The sequence below is a fragment of the Shewanella sp. 5_MG-2023 genome (assembly GCF_030547465.1).
In the GTDB taxonomy this organism is placed as follows: Bacteria; Pseudomonadota; Gammaproteobacteria; order Enterobacterales; family Shewanellaceae; genus Shewanella.
In genome coordinates this window covers 1-16,291 of the sequence record NZ_JAUORC010000025.1, presented here as the reverse complement: position 1 = coordinate 16,291, position 16,291 = coordinate 1, and the positions used below count along the sequence as shown (strand labels likewise).

Annotated in this window: 15 protein-coding genes; 8 read left to right on the top strand and 7 right to left on the bottom strand. The window is 42.7% G+C overall.

Features of this window, described 5'->3' with window-relative positions:
- Positions 1-220 precede the first annotated feature (220 nt).
- Both Q4557_RS15000 and Q4557_RS14995 read left to right on the top strand, forming a co-directional pair.
- The gene (locus Q4557_RS15000) at positions 221-733 is read left to right on the top strand and encodes a phosphatase PAP2 family protein (protein ID WP_102436970.1); all 513 of its coding nucleotides are present in this window, start codon (positions 221-223) and stop codon (positions 731-733) included.
- Between the two features lie 41 nt (positions 734-774).
- Complete coding sequence (locus Q4557_RS14995) at positions 775-1,818, top strand: MJ1255/VC2487 family glycosyltransferase (protein ID WP_102476023.1); 1,044 nt, start codon at positions 775-777, stop codon at positions 1,816-1,818.
- 103 nt (positions 1,819-1,921) lie between these two features.
- Here the strand turns inward: Q4557_RS14995 and rsd are convergent, their stop codons facing one another.
- Positions 1,922-2,398, bottom strand: coding sequence for a sigma D regulator (gene rsd / locus Q4557_RS14990; RefSeq protein ID WP_198590413.1), 477 nt, complete (start codon positions 2,396-2,398; stop codon positions 1,922-1,924).
- Between the two features lie 468 nt (positions 2,399-2,866).
- Between rsd and hemE the strand changes: the two genes are divergently transcribed.
- Together hemE and Q4557_RS14980 are read left to right on the top strand one after the other, a co-directional pair.
- Positions 2,867-3,931, top strand: a complete 1,065-nt coding sequence (gene hemE, locus Q4557_RS14985; protein ID WP_102436964.1) for a uroporphyrinogen decarboxylase — start codon at positions 2,867-2,869, stop codon at positions 3,929-3,931.
- A 290-nt stretch (positions 3,932-4,221) separates the two neighbouring features.
- A complete protein-coding gene (locus Q4557_RS14980; RefSeq protein ID WP_102519941.1) occupies positions 4,222-4,431 on the top strand; it encodes a hypothetical protein in 210 nt (69 codons plus the stop codon).
- Between the two features lie 119 nt (positions 4,432-4,550).
- Here the strand turns inward: Q4557_RS14980 and Q4557_RS14975 are convergent, their stop codons facing one another.
- From Q4557_RS14975 to Q4557_RS14960, 4 genes are all read right to left on the bottom strand, one after another.
- Entirely contained in the window at positions 4,551-6,005 is a 1,455-nt protein-coding gene (locus tag Q4557_RS14975; RefSeq protein ID WP_102519942.1) for a HAMP domain-containing sensor histidine kinase, read from the bottom strand.
- A 49-nt stretch (positions 6,006-6,054) separates the two neighbouring features.
- Positions 6,055-6,783, bottom strand: a complete 729-nt coding sequence (locus tag Q4557_RS14970; protein ID WP_303413696.1) for a response regulator transcription factor — start codon at positions 6,781-6,783, stop codon at positions 6,055-6,057.
- A 96-nt stretch (positions 6,784-6,879) separates the two neighbouring features.
- On the bottom strand, positions 6,880-7,617 hold the full coding sequence (locus tag Q4557_RS14965) for a spondin domain-containing protein (protein WP_198589304.1): 738 nt from the start codon (positions 7,615-7,617) through the stop codon (positions 6,880-6,882).
- 10 nt (positions 7,618-7,627) lie between these two features.
- Positions 7,628-8,278, bottom strand: coding sequence for a spondin domain-containing protein (locus tag Q4557_RS14960; protein ID WP_241904015.1), 651 nt, complete (start codon positions 8,276-8,278; stop codon positions 7,628-7,630).
- A 234-nt stretch (positions 8,279-8,512) separates the two neighbouring features.
- Between Q4557_RS14960 and Q4557_RS14955 the strand changes: the two genes are divergently transcribed.
- A complete protein-coding gene (locus tag Q4557_RS14955) occupies positions 8,513-9,103 on the top strand; it encodes a GNAT family N-acetyltransferase (RefSeq protein ID WP_102436952.1) in 591 nt (196 codons plus the stop codon).
- Positions 9,104-9,208: 105 nt separating this feature from the next.
- On the top strand, positions 9,209-10,600 hold the full coding sequence (locus Q4557_RS14950) for an FAD-binding oxidoreductase (protein ID WP_303413693.1): 1,392 nt from the start codon (positions 9,209-9,211) through the stop codon (positions 10,598-10,600).
- Between the two features lie 88 nt (positions 10,601-10,688).
- On the opposite strand, the gene nhaC is transcribed toward Q4557_RS14950, so the two are convergent.
- The gene (gene nhaC, locus Q4557_RS14945) at positions 10,689-12,170 is read right to left on the bottom strand and encodes a Na+/H+ antiporter NhaC (protein WP_102436948.1); all 1,482 of its coding nucleotides are present in this window, start codon (positions 12,168-12,170) and stop codon (positions 10,689-10,691) included.
- Between the two features lie 431 nt (positions 12,171-12,601).
- Between nhaC and Q4557_RS14940 the strand changes: the two genes are divergently transcribed.
- Together Q4557_RS14940 and Q4557_RS14935 are read left to right on the top strand one after the other, a co-directional pair.
- Positions 12,602-13,666, top strand: a complete 1,065-nt coding sequence (locus tag Q4557_RS14940; protein WP_303413691.1) for an HlyD family secretion protein — start codon at positions 12,602-12,604, stop codon at positions 13,664-13,666.
- Entirely contained in the window at positions 13,656-14,663 is a 1,008-nt protein-coding gene (locus Q4557_RS14935) for a DUF2955 domain-containing protein (protein ID WP_102476017.1), read from the top strand. Before Q4557_RS14940 ends, Q4557_RS14935 begins: the two co-directional genes overlap by 11 nt.
- A gap of 122 nt (positions 14,664-14,785) precedes the next feature.
- Here the strand turns inward: Q4557_RS14935 and purD are convergent, their stop codons facing one another.
- Positions 14,786-16,087, bottom strand: coding sequence for a phosphoribosylamine--glycine ligase (gene purD / locus Q4557_RS14930; RefSeq protein ID WP_102476016.1), 1,302 nt, complete (start codon positions 16,085-16,087; stop codon positions 14,786-14,788).
- Between the last annotated feature and the right edge of the window lie 204 nt (positions 16,088-16,291).

Here is a 16,291-nt window from a genome sequence, read left to right as displayed (position 1 = left end):
GCGGGATGACTTAAACGGCTGTTGTTTATCGCTGTGATAAGCCCTTTATTAGCCTTAGTTCTTGTTTTTATATGATTAACTGCATTGTTGCCCTGTCTGTGGTGACTCCTTTGAGTAAGTTATGATTGTCATAAAAGTTTCGATAGCTTGTCATCTAAGCGTCATTAGCCCTATTTACAGTTCTTATTAAGGTTGAACAATTGAACTATAAGGATTTTGTATGGCTATGACGATTAGCGCACTGGATAAGTTTGTGTTTTGCCACATTATTACTTTTTGTCGAACTCATGAGTTAACCCCTTTAGCGAAAAGAATCTCAGCAAGTGGGGATGGCCATTATTACGTTTATATGGCGGTAGGTTTATTGTTTTTACATCCTCAAGGCAGTCAGTTTTTTAATTTGATGTTAGTGAGTTTTATCATTGAACTGCCGTTATATTTTGTCTTTAAAAATGCCATTCGCCGCACTAGGCCTTGCGCCGCTTTTGCAGGCTTTGATAGCAGCTTTCAGGCATCAGACAAATTTAGTTTGCCATCGGGGCATACTGCAGCGGCCTTTATTATGGCGATGGCTATCACTTCGACTTTTCCTGCATTGTGGCCAATCGCAATGACCTGGGCTGTGGCGATTGGATTATCTCGAATAGCGCTTGGAGTGCATTATCCATTGGATATTGTTGCTGGTATTGGGTTGGGGGTCGGTGTGGTTATCTTAGCCGAGCCGTTGATTTAGCTTGTCATAGCGCTGAAATTGGTCATTAAACAAGGTAAATCATGAAAATATTATACGGTGTTCAAGGGACGGGAAATGGCCATATTAGCCGTGCCAGAGTCATGGCAAAGGCGTTAAGTAAAACTGATATCGAGGTTGATTTTTTATTTAGTGGTCGCGCCAAAGATGAGTACTTTGATATGCAATGTTTTGGCGACTATCAAGTTAGAACGGGCATGTCTTTTATTACCGAAGACGGGCGAGTCAGCATTGGCAAAACCATTAAAAGAAATATCACTTCACCCATTGTGTCTGAAGTGAGACAACTTGATTTGAGCGGCTATGATTTAGTGTTAAACGACTTTGAGCCAGTGAGTGCTTGGGCTGCTAAAAAACAGGGCGTGACCGCAATTGCGATCAGTCATCAAGCGTCCTTACAATACTCAGTACCTAAACAGGGAATGAGCTGGTTTGATGAATTACTGTTAAACAACTTTGCACCTGCAGATATCAAATTAGGCTGTCATTGGCATCATTTCGGTTTTGCTATTTTACCTCCCTTTGTAGAAGTTGAGCCAAGTTGTGGTGCTCACAGTCATCAAATTTTGGTGTATTTACCCTTTGAAAGTGCCGACGCGATAGCAGCTTTTTTAAGGCCTTTTCCTGACTATCAATTTTTTGTTTACCATGGCAATAAGCCAAAGCAGTCATTACCAGATCATATTAATTGGTTCAGCTTTGATCGCTGTGGGTTTAAACAACACATGTCGCAATGTGGTGGGGTAATAGGTAATGCAGGTTTTGAGCTTGCCAGCGAGGCGATGACATTAGGTAAGAAGCTACTGGTTAAACCGCTTCAGGGGCAATTTGAGCAATCATCAAACGTAGCAGCATTAGAGCTGTTGGCTGCAGGACAAAGTATGGATAGCTTAGATAGTAAAATGTTAGCCCGATGGTTAAAGGCGGCGTCGCCCAAGCCTATTGCATATCCGCAAGTCGGTGATGCCTTGGTGGGGTGGTTACTACAAGGTAATTGGCATCAACATCAAGCGCTTTGCCATGATTTATGGTCCCAAGTCGATCTACCTGATAACTGGCGCAAGTAAATGGCATCAGTAAATCGAGCCTTTCTTTGTCTGTGACTCAAGATCAATCAGTTAGCCGCTAGCTTTGCTAATTACTTTGGTAAGTAATAAGTAATAAGTCACATTAGCTGACTTTTGAATGATGCTGATGAAGTTGCTCGAGTAACTCATCTTCCAAAGCAAAGCGCGCTTCCATTGCTTGAGCTAAATTAGAGAGATCGCTATCTAATTCTAGCAACATAGAATCGCTATCTGCTTCAGTATATTTGTCATTGAAGTCTAATGCGGCATCAGTTGATTCACTGATTTGTGGTAATAACAGTTGTGCTCGGGCTTTACTTTGTTCACCTGATTTTTCACACTCATTAACCAATTGATCGTATACCTCAAAATGACCTTCAGAGACATAATCAACTAATTGAGCGCAAAACTGCTTAACGGTATCTAGTTCAGGTAAGCTTTTTGCTGGGACTGAGTAAGGGGCGAGGCCAGCAATTTTGAAGTATTGGATCAGTAATGCTCTGCGGTGCTGCAGCCATTGATCAACCAGCTTATTGGAGCCACCCCATTTTTGTTCGGCTTTTTCTAGTTTTGTCAGCATTATCATTCTCAATTTAGTAACCAATACATAACACTTAATGTATGAGAGAAAGTAGTGATTAATCAACTCTTTTCTGCAAAAGAAGCAATGGATTGACCAGAGGAATGGGCTGAGTTACGAGGGAAATATTCTTTGTTATTGTAATCTAAAGAAAAATGCCCAGCGATAGCATGCTACCGCTGGGCAAATAGATTTTTAAGGGCTCGATTTATCGTGCTTCTTGATTGTTCTTGCTAGCGCAGACTTTTTATATCAAAGGTGCAGCGAAGGTGCAACTTTTTTGTCGAGTTAGCTTCACACCTAGTCAAAAATCACCCTTTTTGTGAGCATATTAACGTTTATATTAGCAATTTTGATACTAGTAGGAGGGGCAGCTCACATAAATTTAGCAGAACTGGTTACATTAATACCTTAAGTCGCTAAACTACGGTTCAGCGGATATCAATATATGTTTAGGAATCAAGCCCAATGGCAGAATTAAAGAATGATCGTTATTTACGCGCTTTACTAAAACAGCCTGTTGACAGAACGCCTGTATGGATGATGCGTCAAGCTGGTCGTTACCTTCCAGAATACAAAGCAACCCGTGCTCAAGCCGGTGATTTCATGTCGCTTTGTAAAGACCAAGACTTGGCTTGTGAAGTGACTTTACAGCCATTACGTCGTTATGATTTAGATGCAGCTATTTTATTTTCAGACATTCTAACCATTCCAGATGCAATGGGCTTAGGCTTATACTTTGAAACTGGTGAGGGTCCACGTTTTGAACGTCGAGCTGATACCGTTGACTCGATTAAAAAGCTTTGCATTCCAGATCCAGAAGATGAACTTGGTTACGTGATGCGTGCAGTAAGCACGATTCGTCGCGAGCTAAAAGGCGAAGTACCGTTAATTGGTTTCTCTGGTTCTCCTTGGACGCTAGCCACTTATATGGTTGAAGGTGGTTCAAGCAAAACATTCGAAAAAATTAAGAAAATGGCTTACGAAGAGCCAGCAGCATTACACATGCTTTTAGACAAGTTAGCTGATTCAGTTATCTTGTACCTAAATGCACAAGTTGCTAACGGTGCTCAGTCGTTAATGATCTTTGATTCATGGGGCGGTGCGTTATCTCACCACGCTTACCGTGAGTTCTCATTACGTTACATGCAAAAAATCGTTGATGGCCTAACTCGCCATGCTGACGGTCGCCAAGTTCCTGTTACCTTGTTCACTAAAGGTGGCGGATTATGGTTAGAGTCTATGGCTGAAACTGGTTGTGATGCGCTCGGTTTAGATTGGACTGTTGATATCGGTGATGCACGTCGCCGTGTTGGTCATAAAGTGGCGCTGCAAGGCAACATGGACCCATCTGTACTTTATGCTTCACCAGAGCGTATTCATCAAGAAGTGGATCAAATCCTATCTTCTTACGGTGAAGGTACTGGCCATGTATTTAACTTGGGTCATGGTATCCATCAACATGTTAACCCAGAACATGCTGGTTCATTCATTAACTCAGTACATGAGCTATCAGCGAAATATCATAAGTAATTGATAATGATGCGCACAAAAAAAGACGAGCAATGCTCGTCTTTTTTTTAATTCGTTTTCGACCTCTGAGCTTTACCATATTTTATTCATCATAGTTTTAATGGTAATGAGTGCTCTCTATCACAAAGTGACAATTGAATATTCTAAATTGTGATCTTAACAAAACTCTTAGTGGGGTTTATTTGATACTTTATCGTCATTCTGAGAATTAAGTATTATTTAGCTAACTAGCTTTGTTTCATGATGAAACAGAGGCAAAAACTAGTAGCCTTTGCCAAAAAGAGTTAATTATGAAAATTCAAATTATTGTTGCTTTAATGTTCTTTGCTGTATTTGCTGCGCTACTACCAGGTACCCATTACATTTATGTGGCTAATGCCGATTATTATATGGGGCAATTTGTGACTGTTGCGGCAGTATTATTAATGTGGGGAAGTCTATTTGCTGGTTTTGTTAGTCTTTTCTTCCACAAAATTAAAAAACTTTATCAATCTATCTAAAGTTAATAGCTATTTCTGTAGCTGAATATAGGCGCTCCCTCTAAAGGGGCGTGTTCAGTTATGACCCTCAAAGTCACCTTAATTATAGGTGGCTTTGTTATTTTTAGTGTTTGTCTAATTTAGTGTGTGGCTAGTTCAATCATAAAACGGCTTCCTTTGCCGGGAGTGCTTTTAATATCAATACGGCACTTTAGGAGTCCAAGCAATTGGCGCACTATGGCTAAACCAACACCCAACTGTGGCAATGTTTGATTGGGCTCAAATGATAACTGCTGCATGGATAATTGTTTTAAGGCTTCGACTTCATGCTTATGCATGCCTGCGCCAGTATCTTTAACGGCTAACCAGCTTTGACCATTTAAGCTTTCGCTGTATACCTTGATGGTGCCACCTTTTGGGGTGTATCTCAGGGCATTATCTACAAGATTATTTAATATTCGACGCATTAATTGTGGGTCGGTATACACTTGCAGCTCATCGGCAATATTAAAGTCTAAGAGTATTCCAAGTTTTTGCGCTCTGGGTGCAAAAGTTTGTTTTAAATCCAGTAATACCTCTCGCAAATTAATTTGACTTATTTGGGCACTGATTTGACCATTTTCCAGTGCTGCTAATTCAAGTAATTGTGCCAGTAACTGCTGTAAGTTTTGCCCTGAATTAGCGGCGTACTCAATTAATTCTGGTTGGCGCTCTGCTGGCGGTAATAGTAGCCAGGTATCGATATATCCCAGCAAAGAGGTGAGTGGGGTTTTTAAGTCATGGGACAAATGCAGTAAGAAGTCATGTTTGGCTTGTTGTTGGCGTTTGACTTGTTGGTGTTGTTGGCTGATTTTATGCAGTAAATGATTAATATTGTCACTGAGGACTCTGATTTCTTCGCTGCCATTGTAACGGTTAGGCAAGGCCAGTGTGCCGCTTAATGGCGAATCTTTTAATTGGTTGAGATCGCTAGCTAATTTTTTAATTGGTTGGGTAAAAAAGCCCAGCAATAGCACAAATAACATCAGTGCAAAAATAATCCAAAAGCCAATGGTAGCGCCCCACAGCTTGGGCTGATTTTCTGAGTTTATTAGTGCTTGCCAGCTATCATAATCTTCGCCGCCGATGATGACATATAAGTATCCACTGTGAAGCCCGTCAGTAGTGATGAGCGGGCTGACGGAAAAGATTTTTTCTGTTTTTTTTGAGCGGGGATCTGTGCCTAAAATCGGTAGGTCTCGACCTGCAATAAATTGCTTTATCTTGGCTAAATTTACTCGAGTGGTTTTGATTTTCTCTTCTTTGGCATCGTAAGCAATGACACGACCTTGTGGATCTAAGGTATAAATTTCAAAACTTGGGCCCAGCAGCATAAAGTCGTGAAATGCTTCTTTTAGCGCTGCATCTGAGGTAATCCCTTGTGACAATAACGGATTAATGTGCGCCATATGTTCAGCAAGTTGTAAGTGTAATGATTGCTGAATTTGATTACGGCTAAATTCATGGTTGAGTTGTAACCATTGCCACAGGGCTACAAAAAGTAGCAACACCATTAAAGTGGCAGATAAGAATAGTCGGTTAAATAAGCGGTTCATTAGAGACCCATATACACTTTAAAAATAACATGCTTAAAACGAATATCAGCTAAGTTGCTGATGGTGGAGAGAACTTATAGCCTACACCCCAAACGGTTTTGACTAATTCTGGATGCCCAGAGCTGTGGGCGAGTTTATTGCGTAAGCGATTAATGTGACTGTTAACCGTATGCTCATAACCGTCATAGTTGTAACCCCACACTGCCTCTAATAATTGCATTCGGCTAAATACTTGTAGTGGATGCTTGGCCATAAACAGCAACAGATCAAATTCTCTAGCAGTTAATTCCAGCGGGCAGTCATTGGTAATGACCTCACGGGTTGCTGCGTTAATGGTAACGCCATTAAACTGCAGTTGCTCAGAGCTGATTTGTTGAGTTTTACTACGCCTAAGCATGGCTTTTACTCGCGCTCGTAGCTCCAGCACACTAAAGGGTTTGACTAAGTAATCATCAGCACCGGCTTCAAGGCCCAATACAATATCGGCTTCTGAATCTTTGGCTGTTAGCATCATCACAGCAACCGAGTTGTCAGCTTCACGAAGTTGCTGGCACAACATAATGCCATCGCCATCAGGTAGCATACGGTCCATCAAAATCAAATCTATTACACTAGATTTAATGATGTTAAGCGCTTGGCTTAATGTGGTGGCATGAAACACCTCATAATTTAGTGCGGTTAGATTTAGCATGATGAGCCTTGCTAAATCTTGCTCATCTTCAACCAACAAAATATGTGGCTTGATTTGGTGCTGATGGTGCTTATTAGAATCATTCATCCAGAATTTCCCATTTCAGGTCCTTATCCAGCAGACCTGAGATGGGCGGATAAACTTTCAGCTTGTTTGGTTTTTAATCATAAAGGCTGATGCTTGCTATTGTGTGCGGCTGATTGATATGGCTATTGCCGGATTATCAAAACGGTGTGATGGCGTTAGGACTGAGTCCATTAAACCGTCATACATGGTGATCACGCCTGGATGAATATGAACAAAATCAACATCATCACGGGTTGCATTAAACCCCTCTCCGCCATCAGCAGGTCCGGGCATGGTACCTTTTTCTTCTGTATTAGCTTCAGTGCCAGCGTCGTAAACCATGCCTTTCATAGCGACCATAGTGTCGACTGCTAACATCGAAATGTCGTAACTGTTTAATCCAGTAAAGGCATCGTTGGTGTTTACCAGCATGGTTGCTACGGTAAGGTTGGCAACATCGGCTTCATCTAAAGTAATTGTGATGGTTTCTGACATGCCTGGCATCAATATACCAGCGCCACTGGCCGTAACCTCGATACCCTCAATAGCCGCTACATCACTTGAATCGCCGCCTTCAGCAATTTTCTCTAGGGCGACATTTGCGCTTTCGCCTGCTTGCCATAACATCACATCATTGCTATGAACGGCAATTGCAATCGGTGACATGGGTTGATTAGCCGTTAAGTTTGTCACTGTGACGCTATAGGTTTGCATTACCGTATCGGGCGTTGGGGTTGGAGTCGGCTCAGGAGACGGTGAGTTGTTATTGTCTGAACAGCCACTTAAGCCCAGCACAGCAATTAATGCTGCAGCACTCAGACTATATTTATTGATATTTTTGATTGGATATTTCATCACATGCCCCTTATTTAACGGTAACAACAACTTTCGCAACAGGGTTTAACCAGCGATGAATTCGGCTGTCTAAATCACTGGCGCCGCCGGCTGGATCAGTATCACCAAGCACACCTGGGTGAGTGTGGACATAACCATTAGTAGCACCATCCATAACACCAGTACCATTCATACCTCCGTCACCACCTGGCGCTGCTGGAATACCTGCAACGCCGGACATTCCGCCGCCATTAACCACTTCATCATTGGCTTCAGTACCCGCATCATAGGCGTTTACATAAACTGTGTAAGTACCCGCCTCAGTCGGGATCTCCCAGCCATCTAACCCCATAAAGGCATCATTGGTTGGTAGTACCATAGCAACGATAGAAAGGTGCGTCATTTCCATTGAATCAAGCATGACATCACTGACATTAGCACCGGGGGCTAATAAACCCATGGCTGGGTTGGTAACAGTCACGCCACCTGCGCCCATAACTGCGGCATCTAAATCAGCAATATCACCGCCCTCGGCCATTTTTTGTAATGCTGGTGTAGCCATTTCGCCTACTTGGAATAGGTGACTGTCAGCATCGTGTGCTGCAATAAACAATGGCGTGAAGTGATTACCGTGGGTTAGGTTAACAACACTGATTTCAACTTCAGCAGCATTAGCTGACATACTGAACAGGCCAGCGGCGATGAGTCCACAAGTCAGTAAGCTTGCTTTTTGTGCGATAGGTTTTAATACAGATGATTTCATAACGGAGCTCCTTTTGTTTAATTGCAATCGATTCTGCCAAAGGGATCTCACTGTGTTATCGCCAAATTATCACAAAAGTTTAACATCGTTATTTTTGCTAAATAATTGTGCTATCTTGGCGATATATTAAGACAACCTGGAGTCAATATAATAATGATAAGAAGCTTAACTCCTGATGATTTTCAACAAGTTATTGAACTCGGAAACTTGGTTCATGGTGAAGGGTATTTAAATCTATCTTCGCTTGAAAAAATTTATCGAATGGGTATAAAAAATAATATCAATGCTCACTTCATCGCAGAAAGTGAACAATTATCACCAACTAAAAATACCCATAATTCGACGGCTAATATTGTCGGTTTTAGGCTGACTTATGCCGCTGGGAAGTGGCCAGTTGATCAATGGTGTACTCCTGAAAAGTGGCCTGTTACTGCTGAAAACATGTGTTATTTCAAATGTAATACAGTAGCAGAAGCATATCGCGGTCAGGGGATTGGTTCTAAATTACTGCAAGCGTCTATTGCGGCTGTTAAGCAACAGGGCGCCAAAGCGGGGGTGAGTCACTTATGGCAACAAAGCCCAAATAACTCGGCGGTAGGTTACTTTACTCATGCTGGTGGGCAATTAATTAAACAACATCCGAGCCGTTGGAACCAAAAAGTAGACGGTAGCGATTATCTTTGTGTGCTTTGCGGCGATGATTGCCACTGCACAGCTTGTGAAATGGTGATTGAATTTAGCTAACCATTTATAGAGAGACGTTATCAAAAGGCTTTACTAAAAGGCTTTATTGCAGATTTTAGTGCCCGCATTTGCACTCATATAACCAAAATAAAAAGAGCCGCTGCTATGTATGATCCTTTAATAACCCCGAATGCTGCTTCACAACCACTGGCCAATAGCTATTGGGCAAGTACCCAAGCTTTGCCGCCACGCTTACCTCACCTAAGTGGTCATCAGCAAACGGATATCGCGATAATTGGCGGCGGTTATACAGGATTACTGACGGCATATTATCTCGCCAGTAAATACCATATAGATTGCCATGTATTAGAGGCAAACCAAGTGGGTTTTGGTGCCAGCGCCCGTAATGCAGGTTTTGTATTAAAGGGCTCGGGCAGGTTGGGCTATGCCGCTATGGCAAAACGTTGGGATTTAGCCACCACTAAAGCCATTTATGGCGAGTTTAGCCAAGCTGTCGAGCGCGTTGAATCACTAATTCATAAATACAATATAGAGTGTGATCCGCAGGAGAAAGGCTACTTAAAGGTGGCGCATAACCCTAAGGCGTTGCAGCAGCTTAAAACAGCCGCTGACTTTATTCAGCAGCATTTAATACCTTCACCATTAGACAGTAAATCACCCTCGTCAGCAGGCTCTGCAAATATGGATCAGCATGCGCAATTTATTAATGCTGCAGACTTTCGCCGAGATTATTTAAATCATCACCAAGCCTATGGCGCACTGCGATTAAGTGATGGCTTTGGGGTAAACCCGCTAAAGTTATTGCTGGGCTATAAATCAATGGTTGAGCATCAAGATGTCACCCTATCTGAAAGCTCATGCGTGCTTGACTGGATCGAGGAAAATGGCAAGCACCGTCTGTTCACTGAGCATGGTGAGTTAAGTGCAAATAAAGTGATAGTGGCCGCCAATGGCTATACGCCCAAAGCGTTTAATCACCGCATTGATGAAAAGTTTTTGCCAATACTCAGTAATATTATCGTCACTGAGCCACTTAGTGCTGATGAGCTGCAAGCCGCTGGTCTATTTAGCCATCAAGTAACCATGGACACCCGCATTTTAAAATATTACTTCAGGTTACTGCCTGATAATCGATTACTGTTTGGCGGCCGTGGCGCTGTGTGGGGAAAAGACGCTGCAGATCCGATTTATGGTCAGCGACTCAAGCTGGCCATGAATAAATGCTTTCCTGCATTAGCGACTAAAAAAGTGGCCTATAACTGGACGGGCTGGATAGCGGCATCAATGGATGATATGCCCCATGTAGTTGAGAAAAACGGCGTGGGTTACAGCTTAGGTTATTGCGGCGCTGGGGTGTCTTTTAGTGCACAAGCGGCTTTTCGATTAGCCCAAAGTATTGCCGGTGAAACACCAACTGAAATAGCTAATTTACCACTTTATCAAAACCCATTACCCCGTTTGCCCTTTGCTAAAGCAAGGCGAATAGGGCAATGGGGTTACTATCATTATGGCTGGTTGAAAGACCGTTTTGGATAACAGCTTATATAGTCATTTATATAGTCATTTATATAGTCATTTATATAGTCACTTATATAGCAGCAGGCTAAGTCCGTATTTTTGAAATTTATAAACCTTCTGTGAGTTGCAGTGATTCATCTAGCGGTTGTATTTTGATATTGAAATACGCATAGGATGCACTGATGAATGGGCAAACTAGGTTAAAGATTGCATAAGGCAAATAAGCAATGGTTGCTACGCCTAAGGTACTGGCCATGAAAGCGCCGCAGGTATTCCACGGGATAAGTGGGCTAGTTACTGTAGCTGAATCTTCTAGAGTACGGCTTAGATTAACTGGCGCCAACTTGCGTTTTTGATATTCAATTTTTAGCATTCTACCGGGCAGTACAATGGCAATATATTGATCGGCAGTAATAATATTTGCGCCGATACAAACTCCCAAAGTGGTGATAATTAAGCTGCTAGTCCCCGTCACTAAACTTAAGATACTTTCCAGTAAGCGCGATAATGATCCTGTCACTTCCATCACGCCGCCAAATGTCATGGCGCAGAGGATTAACCAAACCGTGGTGACCATGCTGCTCATGCCGCCGCGGCTTAATAAGTTATCTAAAACCGTGTCACCTGTGGTGGCCACATAACCATCAAACATCGCAATCCAAATACCTTTAATGAGTGCTACTATCGGTAATAAGTTGTCCTCATTAACGTAGCTGACCACATTATCAAATTGGAAAATCGCCGCACAAATAGCCCCAGCAATTGTCCCTAGAATTACGGTAGGAAAGGCTGGCATTTTTTTGTTAGCAAAAAATAACACCACTAATAAAGGAATAAGCAGATGCAGGCCAGGTTGATAAGTTGCTTCGAGGAGCAACAGGGTGCTATCAAGATCTGAATTGAAGCTAGCAACATCGGCTGATAGCCCTAAAACAGTGAAGACAATTAGCGCAATGATAATGCTGGGAACCGTAGTCCAAGTCATGTATTTGATGTGGCTGAAAATATCAGAGCCTGCAACCGCTGGCGCTAGGTTAGTGGTATCGGAAAGCGGTGACATTTTATCGCCAAAATAGGCGCCGCTAATAATCGCGCCAGCGGTGATATTAATATCTAATCCCATAGCGGAAGCTATACCAATTAAGGCAATACCTAGGGTACCCGCCACAGTCCAAGAGCTACCAATACTGATCGCGACCACGGCACATAAAATACAGCTAGCGGCATAAAAATATTGAGGGTGCAAAATCTGCATGCCGTAATAAATCATTGTCGGCACCGTGCCTGCCAAAATCCAAGTGCCAATCAGCGAGCCCACGGTAAATAGAATTAACAAGGCGCCAGTGGCAACACCAATACTTTTAATGATGCCGCGTTCCATTTCATTCCAGCTATAGCCATTTTTATAGCCAATTAAAATGGCGATACAGGCCGCGAGGATCAGCGCGATTTGGTTGGCACCAGATGAACTATCGGAAGAAAAAAGATAAACCGCTGTGCCTAGCATTGCGATGAGGGCAAAGACGGGCGCAAGGGCATCGAGCAAACTGGGCTGTTTGTGTTTGTTTAGCTTTTGCTTATCAGACATTGAGTGATCTCTATTATTATTTTTTTGGGGTGTGATGAGATTTTTTATATTTATGCTGGCTGTTGCGCTGTCAGTATTATTTGTTATTAACTTGTGACAGGGTGACATCCTGCCATAGGTCTAAGGGGTAAGTCGATGTTTTATGGCAATGACCAGCAGTGATAAAAAATGTGGCTCTTTGGAGCTGATGAGGCGATTGTGACTATTAAGTTAACTCAGTAAAATAGCTATTCGCTTAGGCTAATAAAAGTGAATAACTATGTAATATTTATAATGTGCTTCTTATCGAAACCTTAGCCTTTGTTTGAATAAATTTTTATCACTCTTACAAATACTTGTATGTATATTTTCACTTATATCCTAGACTGTATTATTGAGAGCTTAGCGCTCAGTTTCAGCACTATTTCATCATCAGTAAGAGAGTTAATGCCATGTCCGCAGCGGAAAAATCATCTCGTAAGTTAAGTTTTTATATTATCGGCGTGATCCTGTTTGTGTGGTTGTATAGCCTATGGGCCGATAGAGTCACCCCTATGACAGGCGATGCGAGAGTCCATTCCTATTTGGTGAGAGTTGCCAGCCAAGTGGCTGGTAATATCGTTGATGTTAATGTCAAAAATAACCAAGTGGTAGAAGCGGGTGAGGTGCTGTTTAAAATCGACCCACGCAACTATCAAATTGCCTTACAGTCAGCGCAAGCTAACCTTGCTTTAACAGGGCAAAGTATTGGCGCCAATACTGCAGCAGTTGAAGTTGCTCAAGCGAATGTGATTGATGCGTTAGCAGCCCGCAATAACGCCAAAGAGCAAGCGGTAAGGATCACCGAGTTAGCAGCGCAGGGGGTATTAAGCCAATCTGATTTAGACAATGCAATTGAGTCTCGAGATCGAACCCAAGCCAGTTATAACGCCGCAGAAGCCTCATTAGTACAAGCCAAACAAAATTTAGGCCCACAGGGTGAAAATAACCCGCAGTTATTGGCGGCCATGGCCAACCTTGAGCAAGCGCAGCTAGACTTACAGCGCACCGAAGTGATTGCGCCTTCACAAGGTGTCGTGACCAATTTACAACTTACTCTAGGGCAAAGAGCCACGGTTGGCACGCCGATGCTGACCTTTATTGATCCCCGCGGTATTTGGATTTCAGCACTGGTTAGAGAAAACTCCCTAGAGCATATTCGTGAGGGGCAACGAGTTGAAATTGTGCTCGATGCACTGCCAGGGAGGGTGTTGAATGGCAAAGTCGATAGCATAGGTTGGGGGACTGGTGGCAGTAATAATATTGACCAAGCAACAGGCTTTTTAACCGCAGATACCACTTCGTTAAATGCCCAGCGTTATCCGGTTAACATTGTTTTTGAAAACGATGATATACCGCAAAACATTCGTTATGGCTCCCAAGCTACCGTTGCCTTTTTTACAGAGCAAAGCAGCTTTGGCGAATGGTTAGCTAAAATTTGGATCCGAGTTGTGAGCGTGTGGACCTATGTTTCGTAATGCGGTGAATCCGATCATCAGGCTGGTATTTTTCCCGGTCTTTTTGCTGTTTTATTTGCAATACTCTGGGGCGGCTATGCCTATTTTAGCGCCGATGTTTGTGGTGATATTTTTAACCATCATGCCATCAAAGCCGCCTATGAGTATGTTACTTAAACTGCTTATCATATTATTCTTTCTTAGCTTTATATTGGTGTTTCTTGCTGGGGTGTTAAAAGACACTCCCACAGGTTATGCGCTATTTTGCTGGGGATTATTTTTTTGGTGCTTTTACCGCAGTCATCACGATCCTAAAGATATGCTTGCCACCTTAGCCTTAATGGTGGTGATTATCATGACAGTGATGAATTTCCAAATGGGTGCGCCAGTGGACGTGTTACCTTGGTTGATGTTTGAAGCCTTTTTAATTGCCATCGTTATTACCTACATCAGTTTTTTATTATTCCCAGGTGATGAGCAAGATATTTTAATGGATGAAACCGTTAAAGAAGGGGCGCAAACTAACATTGGGCTTATCATGTTTAAAGCCACCGCCATGTGTATTACGCTGGTGGTACTTATCAGTATTGGCAGTACGCAAACCATGCTGATTGCCATCACCATTGGCAGTTTGATTAAAATTCCTATCGCGAATGATCATCGTATTTATAGCCAGAATAAAATTGTCACCACCGCCACTGGGATCTTATTTACCTTACCTGTGATGCTACTGTTTGCCTTTGGGGTTTCAACTTGGATGTTAATTGGGGTGACGTTATTTTGCGGGCTGCAGTTAGCTTGCTTTGGCATTCGTCGACAATGTCGCTTTAGTATTTACCAGTTATTGTTTACTAATTTTATCGTATTAACGTATCAAATCATTAAGCACCAAGCGGCAGATTCACTGTCGTCTGAATTTACCCGTTTAATCTCGATTGTTATTGCCATACTGGTTGGGGTGTTGATTTTGAATTTAAGCAAACACTCGGCGGTGCCTTTAGTAAAGGAAGATAAATAGTTTAATAAGCTCCTAATACTTTAATGGAATTGAATTTTGAACGCTAAAACAAAAATCCCTGTGACTTTTGGCATTAGTTGCCATCACAGGGATTTTTTTAATTCAGCATTAGGCTAAAAAAATTAACCTTTATCTTGCTCACGTGCGATAGCGCGGTAGGCAATATCAGTGCGGAAGTAGACGTCATCCCAGTGGATAGCATCGACTAGCTTGTATGCGCTAGCTTGTGCTTCTGTCACAGTGTTACCTAGTGCTGTGGCACATAATACGCGGCCGCCTGCAGTGACAACATGGCCGTCTTTCATGGCGGTGCCAGCGTGGAATACTTTGGCGTTGTTATCACCTAATGATAAACCGTCAATCACGTCAGCTTTACGGTAAGCATCTGGGTATCCGCCTGCTGCAAGTACAACACCGACTGCTGCGCGTGAATCAAATTCAGCAGTCACTTTATCTAACTCACCCCGGGTAGCGGCTAGACAAAGCTCAACTAAGTCTGATTGCAGACGCATCATGATTGGCTGCGTTTCTGGGTCGCCAAAGCGGCAGTTGTACTCAAGTACTTTTGCGCTGCCATCTGGAGAAATCATTAAGCCTGCGTATAAGAAGCCGGTGTAAACATTGCCTTCTGCTGCCATGCCGTCGACCGTTGGGCGGATAACATTAGCAATGGTCCAGTCGTGAACAACTTGGGTCACTACTGGTGCAGGTGAATATGCACCCATGCCGCCAGTGTTAGGGCCGTTATCGCCGTTATCACGGGCTTTATGGTCTTGGCTGGTGGCCATTGCTAAAATGTTTTTACCATCTACCATTACGATAAAGCTGGCTTCTTCACCTTTTAAAAATTCTTCGATAACAACCCGTGAACCTGCTTCACCAAACTTGTTACCTGCTAGCATGTCTTCGATTGCTGCGTCAGCTTCAGCTTGGTCTGCCGCGATAATCACGCCTTTACCCGCTGCTAAGCCGTCAGCTTTAATCACCACAGGGAAACCTGTTTTGTTGGTTAACTCAACTGAGTAAGCTTTTGCTGCTTCAATTTCAGTGAAGTTTGAGTAGTCAGCTGTTGGGATGTTATGACGTGCTAAAAAGTCTTTAGTGAAGGCTTTTGAAGACTCAAGCTGTGCAGCGCCTTGAGTTGGACCAAAGATAGGCAAACCTGCTTCGTTAAAGGCATCCACTACGCCAAGTGCTAATGGTACTTCTGGGCCAACAATGGTGAGTTCAATTTTATTATCTTGAGCAAATTTAACCAGCTCTGAAATTGCTTCAACCTTAATGTCGATGTTTTCTAGTTTTGGCTCTAAGGCTGTACCAGCATTACCTGGTGCAACAAAAACTGTTTCAACTTGAGCTGATTGTGCTGCTTTCCAAGCTAACGCATGTTCGCGTCCGCCGCCACCAATAACAAATACTTGCATCTTTTAATCCTCTTATAGCTGCGCCATGGTCTCAATTTCTGCTTCAAACATGCTCACTTATGCTTATAAGCTCCGCGTGTTTTCATTGAACTTGAAACAATGGCTTGCTCTAATATGCTTAAAAAGTCCATGGTCTCAATTTCTGCTTCAAACATGCTCACTTATGCTTATAAGCTCCGCGTGTTTTCATTGAACTTGAAACAA